Here is a 15,902-nt window from a genome sequence, read left to right as displayed (position 1 = left end):
AATTACTATTGTATACAAACTATCTCTATCTCTAGAGAATTATAGCAAAAATCACAATATGAATTCAAAGATTATATTTAGCTTGAATATTCCTAGACTCGACTGGCCAGCTCATAATAAGTTATAATTATTTGATTAGTGGAGAAATCTAGAGCAACGACGAGGTACGATTAGAAAATATTATTTCGTTTTGGGAGAGGGATCTTACTTGATTGGATCATTCAGAATTATAGACGAGCACATTGGTGAAGGGCTTACAATGGTACAAGCCAAGCCCGCGGATACGGAAGCTGTTGCCGCACTCCTGATTCAGACAGCAGAATGGCTACTAAGTAGAGGTTCAACCCAGTGGAGCGGTCTGCTGACTGGCGAGGATTCTCACAATACTGCTGGAGCGATTCTGAACGGGGATGTATTCGTCTGCAAATCAGGGACAGATATCGCTGGAATGGTAATCCTTATGCGTCAGCCAAGCGAATGGGATCGCCGTCTTTGGGAGTCGAAGGCATACGATGGAGACGGTGCGCTATATTTACATCGACTCGCGATCAACCGAGATTATACCAGCCTTGGGCTAGGTAGTTCGATCATAAAATGGTGTGAGGATGGTGTTCGCTTCGAGGGCAAAGATAAAATTCGTCTTGACTGTATCGCGGACAATGCCAAACTAAATACTTACTATAGTGGGAATGGATATACCTACTTGGGGAAAACTCCGGATTTAGTATTTTTGAGAAAAATCTACACGATTGAACTCATACTTGTATTTTTAACAATAGACTAGCATGTTTAACACAAAGGGGTAGCAGAATGAACAATAAGTTTTCTAAAAGAATTCGTGAATTTAAACCTTCTGGAACGCATCAATTGCTTCAAATGTCGGAGAGACCCGAGGTGATATCCTTCGCAGGTGGACTTCCAGCTCCAGAGCTGTTTCCGGTCGAAGAGCTGAAGGCTGTATGTGAAGCTGTGTTGAATGAACAAGGTCCAGCTTCACTTCAATATAGCACGACAGAAGGATATATACCGCTTAGGCAAGCCATCTGTGAGAGAATGAAAACCATCGGTATTGAATCCGATTATAAGAATGTAATTATCACTTCAGGCTCACAGCAAGCGATTGATCTTACCGGCAAGCTATTCATCGATGAGGGCGATGTTATTATTTGCGAGAGCCCTACATATCTTGCTGCAATTAACGCGTTCAAGGTGTATAATCCACAATTCGTTGAAGTTGATATGGATGAAGACGGTATGCTCATGGAAGAGCTGGAGAAGAAGCTGCAAGCTCATCCGAATGTGAAATTCATCTATACCATTCCTGACTTTCAGAACCCAACAGGCCGGACGATGAAGCTTGAGAGAAGACAGAGAATCGTGCAGCTTGCAAATCAGTATGACGTTGTCATCCTTGAAGATAATCCATACGGAGCGATCCGATTTGCGGGAGAACCGTTGCCACCGCTGAAGCATTTTGATACAGAAGGCAGGGTTATTTATCTCAGCACCTTCTCTAAGATATTCTCCCGGGTCTTCGTCTCGGATGGATTTGTGCCGACGAGGCATTCACATCCAGATATGTATCGTTGAAAGAGTCCGCCGACCTGCACACCGATAGCTTCGCGCAGCGTGTCGCGACCAAATATATGGAGATGTATGATCTGGATGCGCATATTGAGAAGATAAGAGCGATTTATAGAGAAAGATACAGCACCATGGTATCCTGTATTAAGGAATATCTCCCCCAAGTGTGTCACACAGTACACCACAGGGAGGCCTATTTATTTGGCTGGAGTTGCCTGAGTTTATCGACTCTGCAGAGCTTCTCCAGGAATGCCTGCGTAATCATGTCGCTTTCGTCTCCGGTGCTTCCTTCTTCCCGAACGGTGGGGGCATCATACGCTACGATTGAATTTCTCCAATATGTCCAACGAGAATATTGCCGAAGGTATGAGACGGTTAGGTGATGTGTTGAGCAGCAGATTATAAGTGATTCGAAACTTAATGAAATGATAACAAGAAGCAGGGGTAACGAAATTAGTTATTCTGCTTCTTTTTTATAAGGCTATGTTAACTTTGTTATTGATATTTGATATATACGAACTAACGTTCTATAATTAGGGTAAAAAAAATTGGTCAGATAAGGAGATAAAAACTATGGCAAAAAATAAATTACTAAGAATGGACAATGTTGGCATCGTTGTAGAATCCCTTGATGACACTATATCAGATCACCGAACTGCTCCCGTAAATGCCCTTGGTTATCTTCGCGTCATGTTCACCGTTGAAGACATTGACGAAATGGTATCCAGACTCATTAAGCATGGTGCTCAGCTCGTTGGCGAAGTGGTTCAGTACGAGAACTCGTATCGGCTCTGCTACATCCGTGGAAATGATGGACTTCTAATCGGTTTGGCGGAACAACTCGGAAATAAATAAGTGATGTTTAAAAGGGTTAACGTAATATATATTATGTAAACTAATATAAGAGATAAATATTCCTCTACTTAATGGAACGGAAAAGGTCGAGTTCAAGGCAATTTTGCCTGACTCGACCTTTCTTTCATCATCATGTAAGAATCGGTATAATCACTGATCCATTTAACCTTTGACGGCACCCTCGGTCAAACCCTTTTGAATATATTTGGAAATGAACAAATAGACGATCAGGACAGGGAAGACCGTTAATGTCACTGCAGTAGCCATCAAACCGAAGTCCGTGCCATATTGTGAGCTAATTTCATTCAGTAGGGCCACGATAGGACGGACATTCTCTTTATTAACGAAGATCAACGCTGAGAACAGGTCATTATAAGACCACAGAAATACGAAAATGCTTGTCGAAGCAAAGACAGGTCTCGAGATCGGAACGAACACCTTGTAGAACATTTGCCAGCGATTCGCACCATCAATAAATGAGGCTTCCTCCAATTCCTTTGGAATCGTCGACATATAACCAGCCATTACAAGAATGGCAAAGGTCAAGTTGCCTGCCGTCTGGGGGAGAATGAGCCCCAGTACGTATTAACGATACTGGTCTTAATCAGCAACTCGTACACTGGAACAACAGTAGCAAATGCCGGGATCAACAGCGTAGCATAAAGAAGGGAGTAAATCGCTTTTTTACCGGCGAAATTGAATCTGGACAGTACGTAAGCGGCCAATCCGCCCAAAATAAGTACTAGAATTACTGTGGATCCGGACATGATTAGGCTATTGACATAGCTCTTGCCAATATTAATCCGATCCAATGCCGTCGTATAGTTCACAAGGGTAGGATGCCAGGCCACGCTGAATGAGTTGTTCATGACATCTCTGGATACTTTGAAGGAATTGTTAATGATCCAGAATAACGGGTAAATCGTAGTCATCGCCCATGCGGTCAGGACGATATATACAAAGACGGAACTTAGCTTGAACCGCCTGAATTCTCCACGCTGGACTTTAGGATTTACTGAAATTGTTGGTTCCATAACTGTACACCCCTATATGGCTTAGTATGTAATCTCGTCTCTTTTTAACAAACGATTGGCTAATAATGCCAGCAATACACCGAATACCACCATATAAATAGCTACGGCTGAACCATAGCCGAAGTTCTGGTCGACCAGGGCCTTCTTGTACATATATGTACCCAGCACTTCCGAGCCGTTCTGCCCGCTCGTAATTACCCATACAAATTCAAATACCTTGAGCGTCCCTGTGATGGCTAAAGTAATAACGACCTTGATATCGCTCATAATGAGTGGAATCGTTAGCATGGTCGTACGTTTAAAGGCGCCGATGCCTTCGAGTCGAGCAGCTTCATAATAATCCGATGGAATCTTCGACATTGCGGTCAGGAACAGAATGAAATAGAAGCCAACATAGTGCCAAACCGTAGGAATCGCTATAGCTTTAAGTGCATTTCCTTCATCCAACCAGAGAATTTTCTCGATTCCGAAGTTCGCCAGCAAGTTGTTGAGTAAACCAAAATTATAATTGTAGAAAAGTACGAACAACAGCGAAATAGCTGTACCGGAAATTACGACCGGAAAGAAGAAGACCGTACGGTAAAAAGTTGACAACCTACCGATCCCTTCGACGAGAACAGCCAATACAAGTGCTATCCCAACTTGGAACAGGAGCACATACAGCATCAGTTCCAGCGTATGCAGAGTAGCTGCACCAAGCAAGTTATCTGTGAATAACCGATGGAAGTTGTCCCATCCGACGAATTTCTTGTCGAAGAATCCCTTAGTTCGGAAAAAGCTTAAATAAAAGCTCTTAAAGAACGGATAATACAAAAATAGTGTCATAAGCAACGCTGACGGAAGGAGAAACATGAAGATATATTTACGATCGCCCTTCATAATCATCACCTTTGTTGTAGTGTATTTTGGTAAATCTACTATTTGAAACGGCTGCGCCGCCCGGGGATAAAGCGATTGGGCGGCGCACATCCGTTTATTTAGTTCGGGTGGAGGGGAGGTAAAGTTTACTTTTTATTTGCATCTTCCACTTTCTTAGCACTTTCGATCGCTTGAGCAGGTGTAATCTTGCCAGTTACAACCTGCTGAACGTTTCTACGAAGTTCTGAGAAAGTTTCAGGAGCAACCTTACTGTCTACCGGCGAGTTGATCGAATCTGCTTTGGCAGCCATTGCAAATCCGTCGAGAGCTACTTGAGGAAGGCCAGTAAGCTCTACTTCAGCAGCTGGTGTTCCTCCGTTAGCACTTGCGATCTTCTGAATGCTAGCCGGGGATGTCAGATGTTTCATCAAAGCAACTACAGTGTCTTTCTTAGCAGCATTATCATACGCTGCCTTCGAGATATAGAAGCCGGAGCCAAATCCGCCGACAACATTGTTGCCGCTACCAGCACCGCCAGGAACTTGTGGGAATGGGATAACCGTTGCGTTATTTTTAGTGTCATCACTCCAACCGCCAATCGCCCATGAACCTTCGATCGTCATAGCTGCAAGTCCTTCGCTGAAGTAGTTGCCTGACATGCTCAGATCAATCGTAGCTGCATCTTTAGGGAATGCACCCAGGTCATACAGTTCTTTCATCGCGGCGTATGCCTTTTCCCAGTTTGGATCGACGCCATCCTTCAAGCCTTTATTTTGACTTTCAGGGCCAGCAGCGGACAGAACTGAATACTCAATCAAATAGTGAGACTGATCAAATGGTACTGACAAAGGGATAATCCCTTTTGCTGATAACGTCTTCACAGCAGTAGTCATTTTATCCCAATCCGTCGGCAATTCCAGGCCATTATCTGCAAAGATCTTCTTATTAACGAAGAGACCTTCGTAGAACCCGGTTAGCGGTGCAGCGTAGATATTTCCGTCAGCCTGCTTCGCAAAACCAAGAGCACTTGGAGCAAATCCGTTCTTCCACTCCGCATCAGCATCCAAAATCTCATTCAGTGGTACTACCTTACCCGCATCGACAAAGCCTTCAGCATCGGCTCCAATGAAGTAGAAGAGGAGATCCGGCTCGTTGCCGCTAGTCATATCTGTATTAACTTTCGTACGGAAGCCGTCGTCGTTGGCCGACATGGTGTCATTTTCAACAGTTACATTAGGGTTAGCGGCAGTAAAATCGTCAATCGCTTTTTGAAAAGCTTCGCGAGCGGCGTCAGTACCGCCAAATGTTGAGAATACACGCAGTTTAACTGGATCAGCATTTTTCTTTGTATCTTCCTGTTGCGTGCTCGGAGTATTGTTCTTACTTGTGTTCCCATCCGCAGATGTGTTGCTTCCGCTTCCGTTTTTGCTGTTGCCGCATGCTGCCAGGAACATGGAGACCAGCAAGAGTACGCTTAGAAGCATAATTGAATACTTTTTCAACACAATTCCCCCTAAAAGTATATTGAATGCGCTTTCTCTTGTTGTCTAGGAAAATATTAACTGAAGATCCGTATTCCATATAGGGGGATATTTTTATAATATAGGGGTAATTTTATCCAAAAGGTTAAATTTGTCATATATTTAATTGGATTAATTAATGAACTAAGGTCGGATGTAGTATCTGCTCTTGCATTATTATCAATTGAGTAGTAAAGTGATACTATAACCAGTGATGAGGGAGGGATGTTCATGCAGAATAATACCTTTGGTTCGCTAATTTGGCTGCGCTTAGTAAGATTTGCAAATCAAAGTAACCAATTATCGAACGAATTCCTGAGACAATTCGATTTAACGACAGCCCAATTCGATGTGCTTATGCAAATCCGTAACTATCAGCCACTGACGCAAATGGAGTTAGCTGAACGAGTGACGGTAACGCAAGGTGGTATTTCTCGCATGCTGGTCCGTCTTGAGAATGAAGGATACATCGTCCGTAAATGTGATTGGAAGACGAAGACCATCAGTCTGACCGAGAAGGGTGAATTGGTAGTTGCTCGGGCGATGCCGGAGCAGGTGAAATTTCAATCATCCTTTTTCGATGAGGTATTAACCGAAGAAGAGCAAAAAACACTCTACACACTGATGACCAAGGTTCATAAGAATAGCCAAAAAAAAGAATTACCTAAAGAGTAATTTTTTAAATCATCACTTGACTAGTCAATTTATATTCAGGAGGAATAAAAATGCACACGATCCGTGGACATCATCATATATCAATGCTTAGCAAGGATGCTAAATTGAATAACTACTTTTACCAAGAAGTTCTAGGCTTAAGAAGAGTAAAGAAGACCGTGAATCAAGATGATCCTTCCATGTATCATTTATTCTTTGGAGATTTGATCGGGAATGCGGGCACAGAGCTCACTTTTTTTGAAATGCCTAACATAGGAAGTACGGTCCGTGGTACCAATGCCATTACTCAAATTGGACTGTTGGTTCCATCTTATGAGAGTCTTGTTTATTGGAAAGAACGATTCGAGAAGTTAGAAGTGAAGCACGGTGAAATTACAATGTACGCAGGACGAGATGCGCTGCCATTTGAGGATCAAGAAGGTTTGCGAATGATACTGATAAATAACAATGGTGAGAAGATTCCAGATTCATGGACACCATGGACAGGCTCCGATGTGGATCCACAGCATCTTATTCTAGGAATGGGTACGATTGAAATTACGGTTCGTCATTTGGATCGGTTAGCAAGAACATTAAAAGATCTCTTCGGTTACGTTGAAGTTAATTATTCAGATCAAGAGGCGATCTACCAATCCGTAGCTGGGCAGTCCTTCGGCGAAATTCTTATTAAACAGGATCTCGGGCCGCGGGAGAAACCAGGTAAGGGAAGCATCAATCATATTGCAATACGGGTTGAAAATGAAGAGGAGTTACTCTATTGGGAAGAAGCGGTTAGAGAACGCGGCTTTTATACTTCTGGGATCGTAGATCGGTTTTATTTCAAAAGCCTGTATTTTCGTGAGTCGAACGGAGTTTTATTTGAAATTGCAACGGACGGTCCTGGATTCACAGCTGATTCAAGCATTGAGCAACTTGGCAAAGATTTAAGCTTGCCACCGTTCCTGGCAGAACGACGTGCAGAAATTGAAGCAAACTTGACACCAATCGATTAAGTAGGGGAGAGATAACGATGGAACAATATCGCATCGATACAACAAAGGGGATGGAAATCGGCCTTTATTCTATAGGAGATCATATTCGGAATCCGCACACTGGTACACTAATAAGTCCACAGCAGCGTATCCAGGAATTAATCGAGGCAAGTAAACTGGCAGATGAAGCTGGACTTGATGTTTTTGCCGTTGGCGAAAGCCATGAAATGCATTTTACCACTCAGGCACATACCGTTATATTAGGGGCGATTGCACAGGCTACGAAAAAGATTAAAATTGCGAGTTCCGCTACTGTCTTGAGTGTTTCGGACCCGTACGAGTATATGAAGATTTCGCGACTCTAGATCTAATCTCGAATGGACGTGCAGAAATTGTAGCTGGTCGTGGATCGCGCGTAGGCGCTTATGATTTGCTCGGTTATGATGTTCGAGATTACGAAGAATTATTTGAAGAGAAGCTGGAGCTGCTAATCAAGTTAAATGATGAGGAAAGAACCACCTGGCAAGGCAAGTTCCGTGCCCCCTTGAAGAACGCAATGATTCTCCCTCAACCTTTGAACGGACATCTTCCAGTCTGGCGTGCAGTAGGAGGACCCCCAGCTAGTGCTATTAAGGCGGGATATGCAGGAATCCCGATGATGCTAACTACACTTGGTGGACCAGCGATTAACTTCAAGCATTCGGTAGATGCGTATCGTGAGACTGCTCGGAAGAACGGCTTTAATCCAGATACGTTACCGATTGCGACAACAAGTTTATTCTATACAGCTGAAAACTCGCAGGATGCTATGCGCGAATTATATCCTCATCTAAATACGGGATTTCAGGCAATACGGGGAGGCAGCTATCCTAAACAACATTTTGCGCAGGCAGCAGATTACCGTGATGCACTAATGGTCGGCAGTCCGCAACAGATCATTGAAAAATTACTATATCAATACGAATTGTACGGTCAACAACGTTTTATGGCACAGATTGATTTCGGAGGCGTTCCATTCGACAAAATTGCTAAGAACATTGAGCTGATCGCAACTAAAATCATGCCAGAAATTAAGAAACATACGACCCATAAATAAAGGAGACAAGAGGATGATGAAAATTGTAGCACTATCGGGCTCAAATGTCGGTTCCAAGACACGGACAGCAGTGGATTATGCTATGAAGATAGCAGTAGAAAAATATCCTGAAGCAGAAGTGACCATGCTTGATCTTGCAGAATATAAGCTGGAGTTCAGCGATGGTCGAAATTATATGGAGTATGATGGAGATACTAAATATGTGACGGAAACGATCATGGCTGCGGATGCGATTATCATAGGAACGCCAGTATTTCAGGCCTCCATACCGGCAACACTAAAAAATATATTCGATTTGTTGCCTATTAACGCTTTTCGAGATAAAGTCGTCAGTATCATCGTCACCGCCGGGACGGCAAAGCACTATTTGATGGCAGAACAACAGTTAAAGCCAATCCTGTCCTACATGAAGGCACATATTGTTCCTTCGTATGTATTTATTGAAGAAAAGGACTTTCAACGTAAGGAAATTATTAATGATGATATTCACTTCCGTCTTCAGCGCTTAGTAGAAGATACAGTAATCTACGTAGATGCATTCACAGCTATTCGTTCAGCGAAGGATGCAGAATATGATTTCTAAGTGATAAATAAAACAGAAAGTGACTTCGTGCTAACCTTTAGTGTTAATACACCATAGGAGCGAAGTCACTTTTTATTATTAGCAGGATGTTGTGTTACTGATGCTGCTGGCCCATATAACCGTTAGAGCTAGTAGGATTATGCTGATGACTCATATATCCCGAAGAGTTCGAAGGATTATGCTGCTGGTTCATATATCCCGTTGAGGCTGCAGGGTTATATTGATGCTCTGAATAGTTCGTTGAATAGGACGCCGTGTTGCTCATTTGTTGAGTCAAATTGGAAATTTGCTGCAATTGTTGTATGGCTGTTTGATGACCTTGAAGCGCGGTTTGAATGACCTGAACGGCATGACGCTCACGTTGCGCCAATTGCTCGAGCTGCATCGCATTATTTTCTTCTTGTTTAAGTAATTGCTGATAAGCCATAGTTGCCTGGTTTGTCTGCTGTGTTAATTGATGAATAAGCTGTGAGATTTGTTGTGATTGATAATTATTCACTTCATAAGCCTCCAAAGTTGTGTAATTTAGGTTCTGAGATATTATGGCAGGTTTGGAACCAGCTTATACAATTGGTGATGAAGCAAAACCATATTTAATTTATTGTATTAATAATTAATAATATAAATGAATATATTCCAACTGTTGCATTAGTCACGGCTTTGCTAGAATAATAAAACGAAATTGAATGTCGATGTTATAATAAGCCATATCAAAAAAATATAAAGGAGAGTTTACCTTTGAACGTTAAATTTGATCTTTTTACAGAGAAAAAGCTGAATGAATATATGGGAGCACGTCCCGGTTACTTTAAACTATACTATGATACGGAAGATTGCGGGTGTAATGGCGTGTTAGTTGTTCAAATCGTCGACCAACCGCTCGATACAGATATAGAAGTGCAGGCAGATCCGTTCATCTTCCTTGTCGACCGCCAACAAAGGAGTTTGTTCGATGATACTATGAGAATAATAGCAGATCAGAGCTATTCTTCATTCACCGTCAACAGTGATTCGTCATTATACAGCAGCAACGTCAGAATAAGAGACCTTCGTCATAATTGACGAGGGGCTTCGCATTGGCATTATTGACTATTAGTTTGAAGATAGGATGAGTCTTAATGAACATGAACATATTGCTTGTAGAAGATGATAAGACGATCGCTGCAGGACTTCAATATTCCCTAGAACAGGACGGCTTCTTCACTATTATTTGTTATGATGTAGATTCGGCTAGACATGTGATTGAAGAGCAACTGGAGCAGTTTTCACTATGCCTATTCGACTTGTCGTTGCCTGATGGAAACGGTTATGATCTTTGTCAGCTGGTAAAGGAGAGAAGCGATTTACCGGTCATTTTCTTAACAGCGATTGATGATGAAGTGAACGTAGTAATGGGCCTGGACATGGGCGCGGACGATTATATTACAAAGCCTTTTCGTATTCGTGAGTTAACCTCGCGAATTAAATCAGTACTTAGACGGTATCAGAACCAGCAATTGGGCAAACAGCAAGTACAGCCAAGAGAATATATCGAGATCGGTCAAGTACGAATCGGCACGATGGAGGGGAAGGTATATAAGCAAGGAAACGAGGTGCCATTAACCGCACTGGAGTATCGCTTATTGCTTATTTTTGCTAATCATATTGGACAAGTTCTCTCACGAGCTCAATTGCTTGAGGGGATATGGGATATCGCTGGCGATTTTGTGAATGACAATACACTCACCGTTTACATCAAGAGACTGCGTGAAAAGCTGGAAGACAATCCTCAGGAACCGACGCTAATTAAGACCGTTCGTGGGCTTGGCTATAAGTTGGGTGGTGATTCGTATTCTACGCAATAAAGAATTTGGAATAGTAATGTTGATTATGACTACAGTTACGGTAGCTGCCGCGGCAGCTACTTACTTTTACCGATTTCCCCCGTGATTGTCGTTCTAATTGCTTCATTTCTGCTGATCACTTGCTGCGTCCTGTACACTCGCTGGAGATACCGGGAGATGGAGAAGCTATCAGGTTATTTGCGGAGTATTGCTAGCGGGGACTACACTCTGGATGTGCGTGATAATGTAGAGGGCGAGCTAAGTATCCTAAAAAATGAAATATATAAAGTGACGCTTATGCTATCCGAACAAAGCGTTCTTCTTCAGCAGGATAAACTTCGACTCACAGATGCTATTTCCGACATTTCCCACCAGCTTAAAACTCCCCTCACCTCGATGTTGGTCATGGTGGATCTACTAAGCCAACCAGAGCTTCCTAACGAGAAGCGGAGTGAGTTTACCCGTAATATCCGTATCCAATTAGAGCGTATCGAATGGTTGATCACTTCGTTATTGAAGCTATCCAAAATTGATGCAGGCACGATTCATTTTAAGAAGGACCAGGTTCGGGTTGAACAGCTGCTTCATAAGGCGATGGAGCCGCTATTGATCCCGATTGATATTAAGGAGCTGTCGGTTGAGGTTGATGGCGATGCGGAAGTAGCATTCATTGGTGATCTGAATTGGACGGTAGAAGCGCTCATTAATCTATTGAAAAACGCTGTAGAACATTCGCATGATGGCGGAAGCATCACGATTCAATATGGAGAAAATCCGCTATTTACCGAAATAGAGATAGCTGATAATGGACAAGGAATTGCCAAGGAGGATTTGCCTTATATTTTCAAACGATTCTATAAAGGCAAAAATGCCGGAGATAGTAGTGTTGGAATAGGATTAGCTATGGCTCACAGTATAATTACAAGCCAGAGCGGAACGATAGATGTAAGTAGTTATCCGGGGAAGGAACTCGGTTCAATATCAAATTTTATAAAAGTATAATTTAGCGGCTGCTAATATCGTCTGTAAAGTGACTAGAATGTCACTCTGCCAGTCACTGTATAGTCATTTTCAGCAGTTATACTGACTCTATCAACAAATATTGGAGGATTTAGCATGGAAATTTTGAAGATAGAGCACTTGTCTAAAATTTACGGAAAAGGTGAAATGGCAGTCACTGCATTGGATAATGTATCTTTCTCGGTACAAAAGGGGAGTTCGTGGCGATCATTGGTCCTTCAGGTTCAGGGAAATCCACTTTGTTACATATGCTTGGTGGTGTCGATCGTCCGACCTACGGCAGAGTAATGATTGATAATACAGACATTTATAGTTTAAATGAGACTCAGCTCGCTGTATTCCGGCGCAGGCAAATCGGATTGATCTATCAATTCTACAATCTGATTCCGGTATTGACTGTAGAAGAGAATATCACATTGCCAATGCTGCTTGACCAGCATAAGGTTGATAAGAAGCAGTTAAAAGATATCGTAGATGCCCTAGGTTTAAGCGATCGATTAAACCATCTGCCGAATCAGCTATCGGGTGGACAACAGCAACGTGTCTCCATTGGCCGGGCGTTAATTAGCAATCCCTCTATTATACTAGCAGACGAGCCTACGGGAAATCTTGATAGTAAAAATAGCAGTGAAATTATCGATTTGTTGAAGCTGTTTAACAAAATGCTGAATCAGACACTCATCATTATTACTCATGATGAAAGGATAGCGCTCCAAGCTGATCGCGTAATCTCAATTGAAGACGGAAGGATTGCCAAGGACGAGGTGATTCGTCCATGAATATCATTAATAAGCTTACGATTAGACATTTGAGGCAGAACAAGAAAAGAACGCTGGTAACCATCTTCGGTGTTATTATATCCGTTGCTATGATTACTGCAGTAACCACGATTGGCACATCATTTCTAGATTTGATGAAGAGACAAGAGATCTCAGCCGATGGTGAATGGCATGTACTTTATAAGAATGTGGATGCCAAGCAAATCGATGCGATCAAGAAGGACGGACAGACCAAATCGCTATCCGTCACCAGGAATTTGGGATACGCAAATCTGGATAAGACCAAAATTCCGAGCAGGCCATACATGTCCGTTAAAGGATATGATGACTTCGGATTTCGTCAATTCAACATCGAATTAACTGAAGGACGTCTTCCGCAAAATGAAAATGAGATCGTGATTTCCAAAGATATTATTGAATCCGCAGGCGCCAATTACAAAATTGGTGATTCGATTACGCTAAACATCGGCCAGCGCTATTCATTGCTTGATAATGTTCCTTCCGATAACTTAGGACAAAACTATCCCTTTATCATAGATGATGGTAAGCCAGGGGAGAAGCTAGTCGACTTAAAAGCGCATAACTATACGATCGTAGGTATGATTAATCCTCCCAAATGGGAGCCCACATGGGGACCAGGTTATTCCGCATTTACGTATACCGATGAGTCTAAATTTGGAGTAAATGACAAGGCAAACGTCTCAGTCATTGTTAATACAGTTAACAAATCTATTTATAAACATGCTGAACAATTGGCTCAATCAATCGGGATTCCGCAGAAGCAGATCGAATACAACAACCAATTGCTTCGTTATTACGGTATTACGAATAATTCTAGCTTGAACATGACGATCTATTCTCTAACTACAATCATATTGTCCATCATTATCATTGGCTCGGTATCGCTCATTTACAATGCATTTGCCATTTCTGTTGCTGAACGATCTCGTCATTTAGGTATGTTATCTAGTGTAGGGGCGACCCGCAGGCAAAAACGTAATTCGGTGTTTTTTGAAGGAGCGATCATTGGCTTAATTAGTATTCCTTTAGGGATTGTAAGCGGACTTGCCGGAATAGGGATTACCTTCTACTTTATTAACTCCGCTATTAAACAAGCGCTTGATCTTACAGAGGGTCTGAAGGTGACAGTCACGCCATTTTCGATGATCGTTGCTATCATCGTCTCAGCCTTCACCATCTTTATCTCAAGTTATTTGCCGGCTGAGAAGAGCGTCGAAGGTGACGGCGATTGAAGCGATCCGCCAATCCGCTGACATTAAACTAACGGGTAAAACAGTGAAGACATCCAGATTAGTACGAGCAATCTTCGGCATTGAAGCTGAGATAGGCCTAAAGAATTTAAAGCGCAACAGACGCAAGTATCAGGCGACAATATTCTCACTCGTGATTAGTATCATACTGTTTCTTACCGTATCTTATTTCACGGACAATTTGAAGAAATCGGTAGAGCTGTCGCAAAGCGGCTTAAATTATGATATTGAGATTGGATCCGGGAATAGGAATCTTGATGCCTCTTTTATACAATCGGTGGCTAAATTCAAAGAGGTTGAGGATTATTCGTTATTAATGCAGGTTTATTTTTACTCCTGGGTGGATAAGGCTTATGTTGCAGAGCCTCTGAAGGAAATGGCTAGACAGGATGATCACATTTTTGAGAATGGCAAATACCGATATCAGGTGCTGCTATACTCACTTGATGATCAGAGCCTTATGGCTTATGCGGCCAAGGTTGGAGTAAATTATAAGGAACTTATCGATCCGGAGAAGATGAAGGCCATCGTCATTAATCAAGCTGTATACTCAGATGATGTGATCAAGAAATACGTAGAAACCAAAGCTATTTATTCCAAAATCGGTGATCATCTTGATCTTCTCGCCGAGGTGGGAGATCCACAGAAGGAAATTAATAAAGGAGCGATAGAGGTAGCTGCTCTCACTGATCAACGGCCTCTTGGAATCAACAGTTCCGGGCCAGGTGACTTGAACATTATCGTTTCTGAGACTGTCATGGATCGATTATTGGTTGGAGACGACAAAGAAATATTTAGACACCAGAGAATGTTTCTGAAGAGCACGGATCCGATGAAAACCGAGCGCGATATTTCTAATCTAAATAAAGATAATGATTATTATACCTTTAACCCTTACAGTCAAAAGCTGAGAGATGAGCAAATGATTATGCTGGTCTCTGTGTTTACTTATGGTTTTATTCTGCTGATCACAGCCATATCTGTCGCTAATATTTTCAATACGATATCAACTAGCATTGCCCTGCGCAAGCGTGAATTTGCCATGCTGAGGTCGGTTGGCATGACGCCGAAGGGGTTCAATAAGATGATTCACTATGAGAGCATCTTCTATGGCATAAAATCGCTTCTATATGGCTTACCACTCGGTATCGGTGTAATGTTCTTAATCCATCGTTCATTGATGAATTCCTTCTCTTATCAGTTCCAATTACCTTGGATGAGCTTTACTATCGTTGTTATTGGTGTGTTCGTCATTGTAGGATCGGCAATGATCTATTCTAGCTCCAAGGTGAAGAAAGAGAACATTATTGATGCCATTAAGCAGGAGAATATTTAGACTGAGTAAAAGGGGCCACCGCATGGTGGCCTTTAACTGTTGAAAGAGCACACGCAAAGTCTGTCACTCACTAACGAAACTACAGATCGTTATTTCATCAAAAACAAGTTCAAATAAAATCTAACGAAACTGCAGATCGTTATTTGAGAGAAATCAAGGCTTTTAGCCACTAATTTGCTACAATAACGATACCCAGTTTCGTTAGAATTTCTAGAAGTCATATTTTGCCTAAATAGCGATATCCAGTTTCGTTAGAGAAGGTGATTTGACAGCCTGAGACTACCTAAATGGTGGTCTTTTGTTATGATGAAATCAATAGAGTAGACATAAATAATATTATGTAAACTAACTGCAATTTAAAATCAATATGAGTTACATAACATTTATTATGTCAACTTATGAGTGCGGGAAAAAGAGAGTAAAAATCTACTCTCCTATTATTAGAGTTGATAGGGGGCGATCTACTCAATGATTAAAGCCACCCATACAACCAGCAC

Annotated in this window: 16 protein-coding genes and 3 pseudogenes; 14 read left to right on the top strand and 5 right to left on the bottom strand. The window is 42.0% G+C overall.

Annotated features, from left to right (window positions below):
- Positions 1-208 precede the first annotated feature (208 nt).
- The 4 genes from RE628_RS14710 to RE628_RS14695 all read left to right on the top strand — a co-directional run bounded on the left by RE628_RS14710 (position 209) and on the right by RE628_RS14695 (position 2,439).
- Positions 209-784, top strand: coding sequence for a GNAT family N-acetyltransferase (locus RE628_RS14710; RefSeq protein WP_309153809.1), 576 nt, complete (start codon positions 209-211; stop codon positions 782-784).
- A gap of 26 nt (positions 785-810) precedes the next feature.
- Positions 811-1,590: an aminotransferase-like domain-containing protein gene (locus RE628_RS14705; RefSeq protein ID WP_309153808.1), complete on the top strand. Its 780-nt coding sequence runs from the start codon at positions 811-813 to the stop codon at positions 1,588-1,590.
- A gap of 160 nt (positions 1,591-1,750) precedes the next feature.
- Positions 1,751-1,912 carry a hypothetical protein gene (locus tag RE628_RS14700; RefSeq protein ID WP_309153807.1) on the top strand — a complete coding sequence of 54 codons (162 nt, stop codon included), beginning with the start codon at positions 1,751-1,753 and terminating at the stop codon, positions 1,910-1,912.
- 245 nt (positions 1,913-2,157) lie between these two features.
- The gene (locus RE628_RS14695; RefSeq protein ID WP_309153806.1) at positions 2,158-2,439 is read left to right on the top strand and encodes a VOC family protein; all 282 of its coding nucleotides are present in this window, start codon (positions 2,158-2,160) and stop codon (positions 2,437-2,439) included.
- A gap of 162 nt (positions 2,440-2,601) precedes the next feature.
- Here the strand turns inward: RE628_RS14695 and RE628_RS14690 are convergent, their stop codons facing one another.
- The 4 genes from RE628_RS14690 to RE628_RS14675 all read right to left on the bottom strand — a co-directional run bounded on the left by RE628_RS14690 (position 2,602) and on the right by RE628_RS14675 (position 5,833).
- Positions 2,602-2,985, bottom strand: a complete 384-nt coding sequence (locus RE628_RS14690; protein WP_309153805.1) for a carbohydrate ABC transporter permease — start codon at positions 2,983-2,985, stop codon at positions 2,602-2,604.
- Positions 2,982-3,473, bottom strand: a complete 492-nt coding sequence (locus RE628_RS14685) for a carbohydrate ABC transporter permease (RefSeq protein ID WP_309153804.1) — start codon at positions 3,471-3,473, stop codon at positions 2,982-2,984. The genes RE628_RS14690 and RE628_RS14685 overlap by 4 nt, the downstream gene beginning before the upstream one ends.
- 21 nt (positions 3,474-3,494) lie before the next feature.
- Entirely contained in the window at positions 3,495-4,352 is an 858-nt protein-coding gene (locus tag RE628_RS14680; RefSeq protein ID WP_309153803.1) for a carbohydrate ABC transporter permease, read from the bottom strand.
- Positions 4,353-4,477: 125 nt separating this feature from the next.
- Positions 4,478-5,833 carry an ABC transporter substrate-binding protein gene (locus tag RE628_RS14675; protein WP_375142914.1) on the bottom strand — a complete coding sequence of 452 codons (1,356 nt, stop codon included), beginning with the start codon at positions 5,831-5,833 and terminating at the stop codon, positions 4,478-4,480.
- A gap of 249 nt (positions 5,834-6,082) precedes the next feature.
- Between RE628_RS14675 and RE628_RS14670 the strand changes: the two genes are divergently transcribed.
- The 4 genes and pseudogenes from RE628_RS14670 (at position 6,083) to RE628_RS14655 (ending at position 9,176) form a co-directional block, all read left to right on the top strand.
- Entirely contained in the window at positions 6,083-6,526 is a 444-nt protein-coding gene (locus RE628_RS14670) for a MarR family winged helix-turn-helix transcriptional regulator (RefSeq protein WP_309153801.1), read from the top strand.
- Between the two features lie 50 nt (positions 6,527-6,576).
- A complete protein-coding gene (locus RE628_RS14665) occupies positions 6,577-7,518 on the top strand; it encodes a ring-cleaving dioxygenase (protein WP_309153800.1) in 942 nt (313 codons plus the stop codon).
- 17 nt (positions 7,519-7,535) lie between these two features.
- Positions 7,536-8,593: pseudogene (locus RE628_RS14660) on the top strand (LLM class flavin-dependent oxidoreductase).
- A gap of 16 nt (positions 8,594-8,609) precedes the next feature.
- Positions 8,610-9,176 (top strand): NADPH-dependent FMN reductase, encoded by a 567-nt coding sequence (locus RE628_RS14655; RefSeq protein ID WP_309159470.1) that lies wholly within the window; start codon positions 8,610-8,612, stop codon positions 9,174-9,176.
- 94 nt (positions 9,177-9,270) lie between these two features.
- Here RE628_RS14655 and RE628_RS14650 read toward each other — a convergent pair whose 3' ends face one another.
- On the bottom strand, positions 9,271-9,675 hold the full coding sequence (locus RE628_RS14650; protein ID WP_309153799.1) for a hypothetical protein: 405 nt from the start codon (positions 9,673-9,675) through the stop codon (positions 9,271-9,273).
- 239 nt (positions 9,676-9,914) lie between these two features.
- Here RE628_RS14650 and RE628_RS14645 point away from each other — a divergent pair, with 239 nt between their 5' ends.
- From RE628_RS14645 to RE628_RS14620, 6 genes and pseudogenes are all read left to right on the top strand, one after another.
- Entirely contained in the window at positions 9,915-10,238 is a 324-nt protein-coding gene (locus RE628_RS14645) for an iron-sulfur cluster biosynthesis family protein (RefSeq protein WP_309153798.1), read from the top strand.
- 62 nt (positions 10,239-10,300) lie between these two features.
- Positions 10,301-11,020: a response regulator transcription factor gene (locus tag RE628_RS14640; RefSeq protein WP_309159469.1), complete on the top strand. Its 720-nt coding sequence runs from the start codon at positions 10,301-10,303 to the stop codon at positions 11,018-11,020.
- Positions 11,007-12,006 (top strand): annotated as a pseudogene (locus RE628_RS14635) (sensor histidine kinase). The gene RE628_RS14640 and the pseudogene RE628_RS14635 overlap by 14 nt, the downstream one beginning before the upstream one ends.
- Before the next feature lie 109 nt (positions 12,007-12,115).
- Positions 12,116-12,798 (top strand): annotated as a pseudogene (locus RE628_RS14630) (ABC transporter ATP-binding protein).
- Entirely contained in the window at positions 12,795-14,051 is a 1,257-nt protein-coding gene (locus RE628_RS14625; RefSeq protein ID WP_309153797.1) for an ABC transporter permease, read from the top strand. The pseudogene RE628_RS14630 and the gene RE628_RS14625 overlap by 4 nt, the downstream one beginning before the upstream one ends.
- Positions 14,038-15,405 (top strand): ABC transporter permease, encoded by a 1,368-nt coding sequence (locus RE628_RS14620; protein WP_309153796.1) that lies wholly within the window; start codon positions 14,038-14,040, stop codon positions 15,403-15,405. The genes RE628_RS14625 and RE628_RS14620 overlap by 14 nt, the downstream gene beginning before the upstream one ends.
- Positions 15,406-15,902 lie beyond the last annotated feature (497 nt).

The organism is Paenibacillus sp. D2_2 (assembly GCF_031199965.1).
GTDB lineage: Bacteria > Bacillota > Bacilli > Paenibacillales > Paenibacillaceae > Fontibacillus.
Note: the sequence above shows the minus strand (reverse complement) of the source record. Positions and strands in the feature narration are given on the sequence as shown.

Bases quoted from the DNA above. Each gene is read 5' to 3' on its own strand.
- RE628_RS14705 (WP_309153808.1), top strand. From the start codon at position 811: ATGAACAATAAGTTTTCTAAAAGAATTCGTGAATTTAAACCTTCTGGA.
- RE628_RS14695 (WP_309153806.1), top strand. From the start codon at position 2,158: ATGGCAAAAAATAAATTACTAAGAATGGACAATGTTGGCATCGTTGTA.
- RE628_RS14685 (WP_309153804.1), bottom strand. From the start codon at position 3,473: ATGGAACCAACAATTTCAGTAAATCCTAAAGTCCAGCGTGGAGAATTC.
- RE628_RS14680 (WP_309153803.1), bottom strand. From the start codon at position 4,352: ATGAAGGGCGATCGTAAATATATCTTCATGTTTCTCCTTCCGTCAGCG.
- RE628_RS14670 (WP_309153801.1), top strand. From the start codon at position 6,083: ATGCAGAATAATACCTTTGGTTCGCTAATTTGGCTGCGCTTAGTAAGA.
- RE628_RS14665 (WP_309153800.1), top strand. From the start codon at position 6,577: ATGCACACGATCCGTGGACATCATCATATATCAATGCTTAGCAAGGAT.
- RE628_RS14655 (WP_309159470.1), top strand. From the start codon at position 8,610: ATGAAAATTGTAGCACTATCGGGCTCAAATGTCGGTTCCAAGACACGG.
- RE628_RS14640 (WP_309159469.1), top strand. From the start codon at position 10,301: ATGAACATATTGCTTGTAGAAGATGATAAGACGATCGCTGCAGGACTT.
- RE628_RS14625 (WP_309153797.1), top strand. From the start codon at position 12,795: ATGAATATCATTAATAAGCTTACGATTAGACATTTGAGGCAGAACAAG.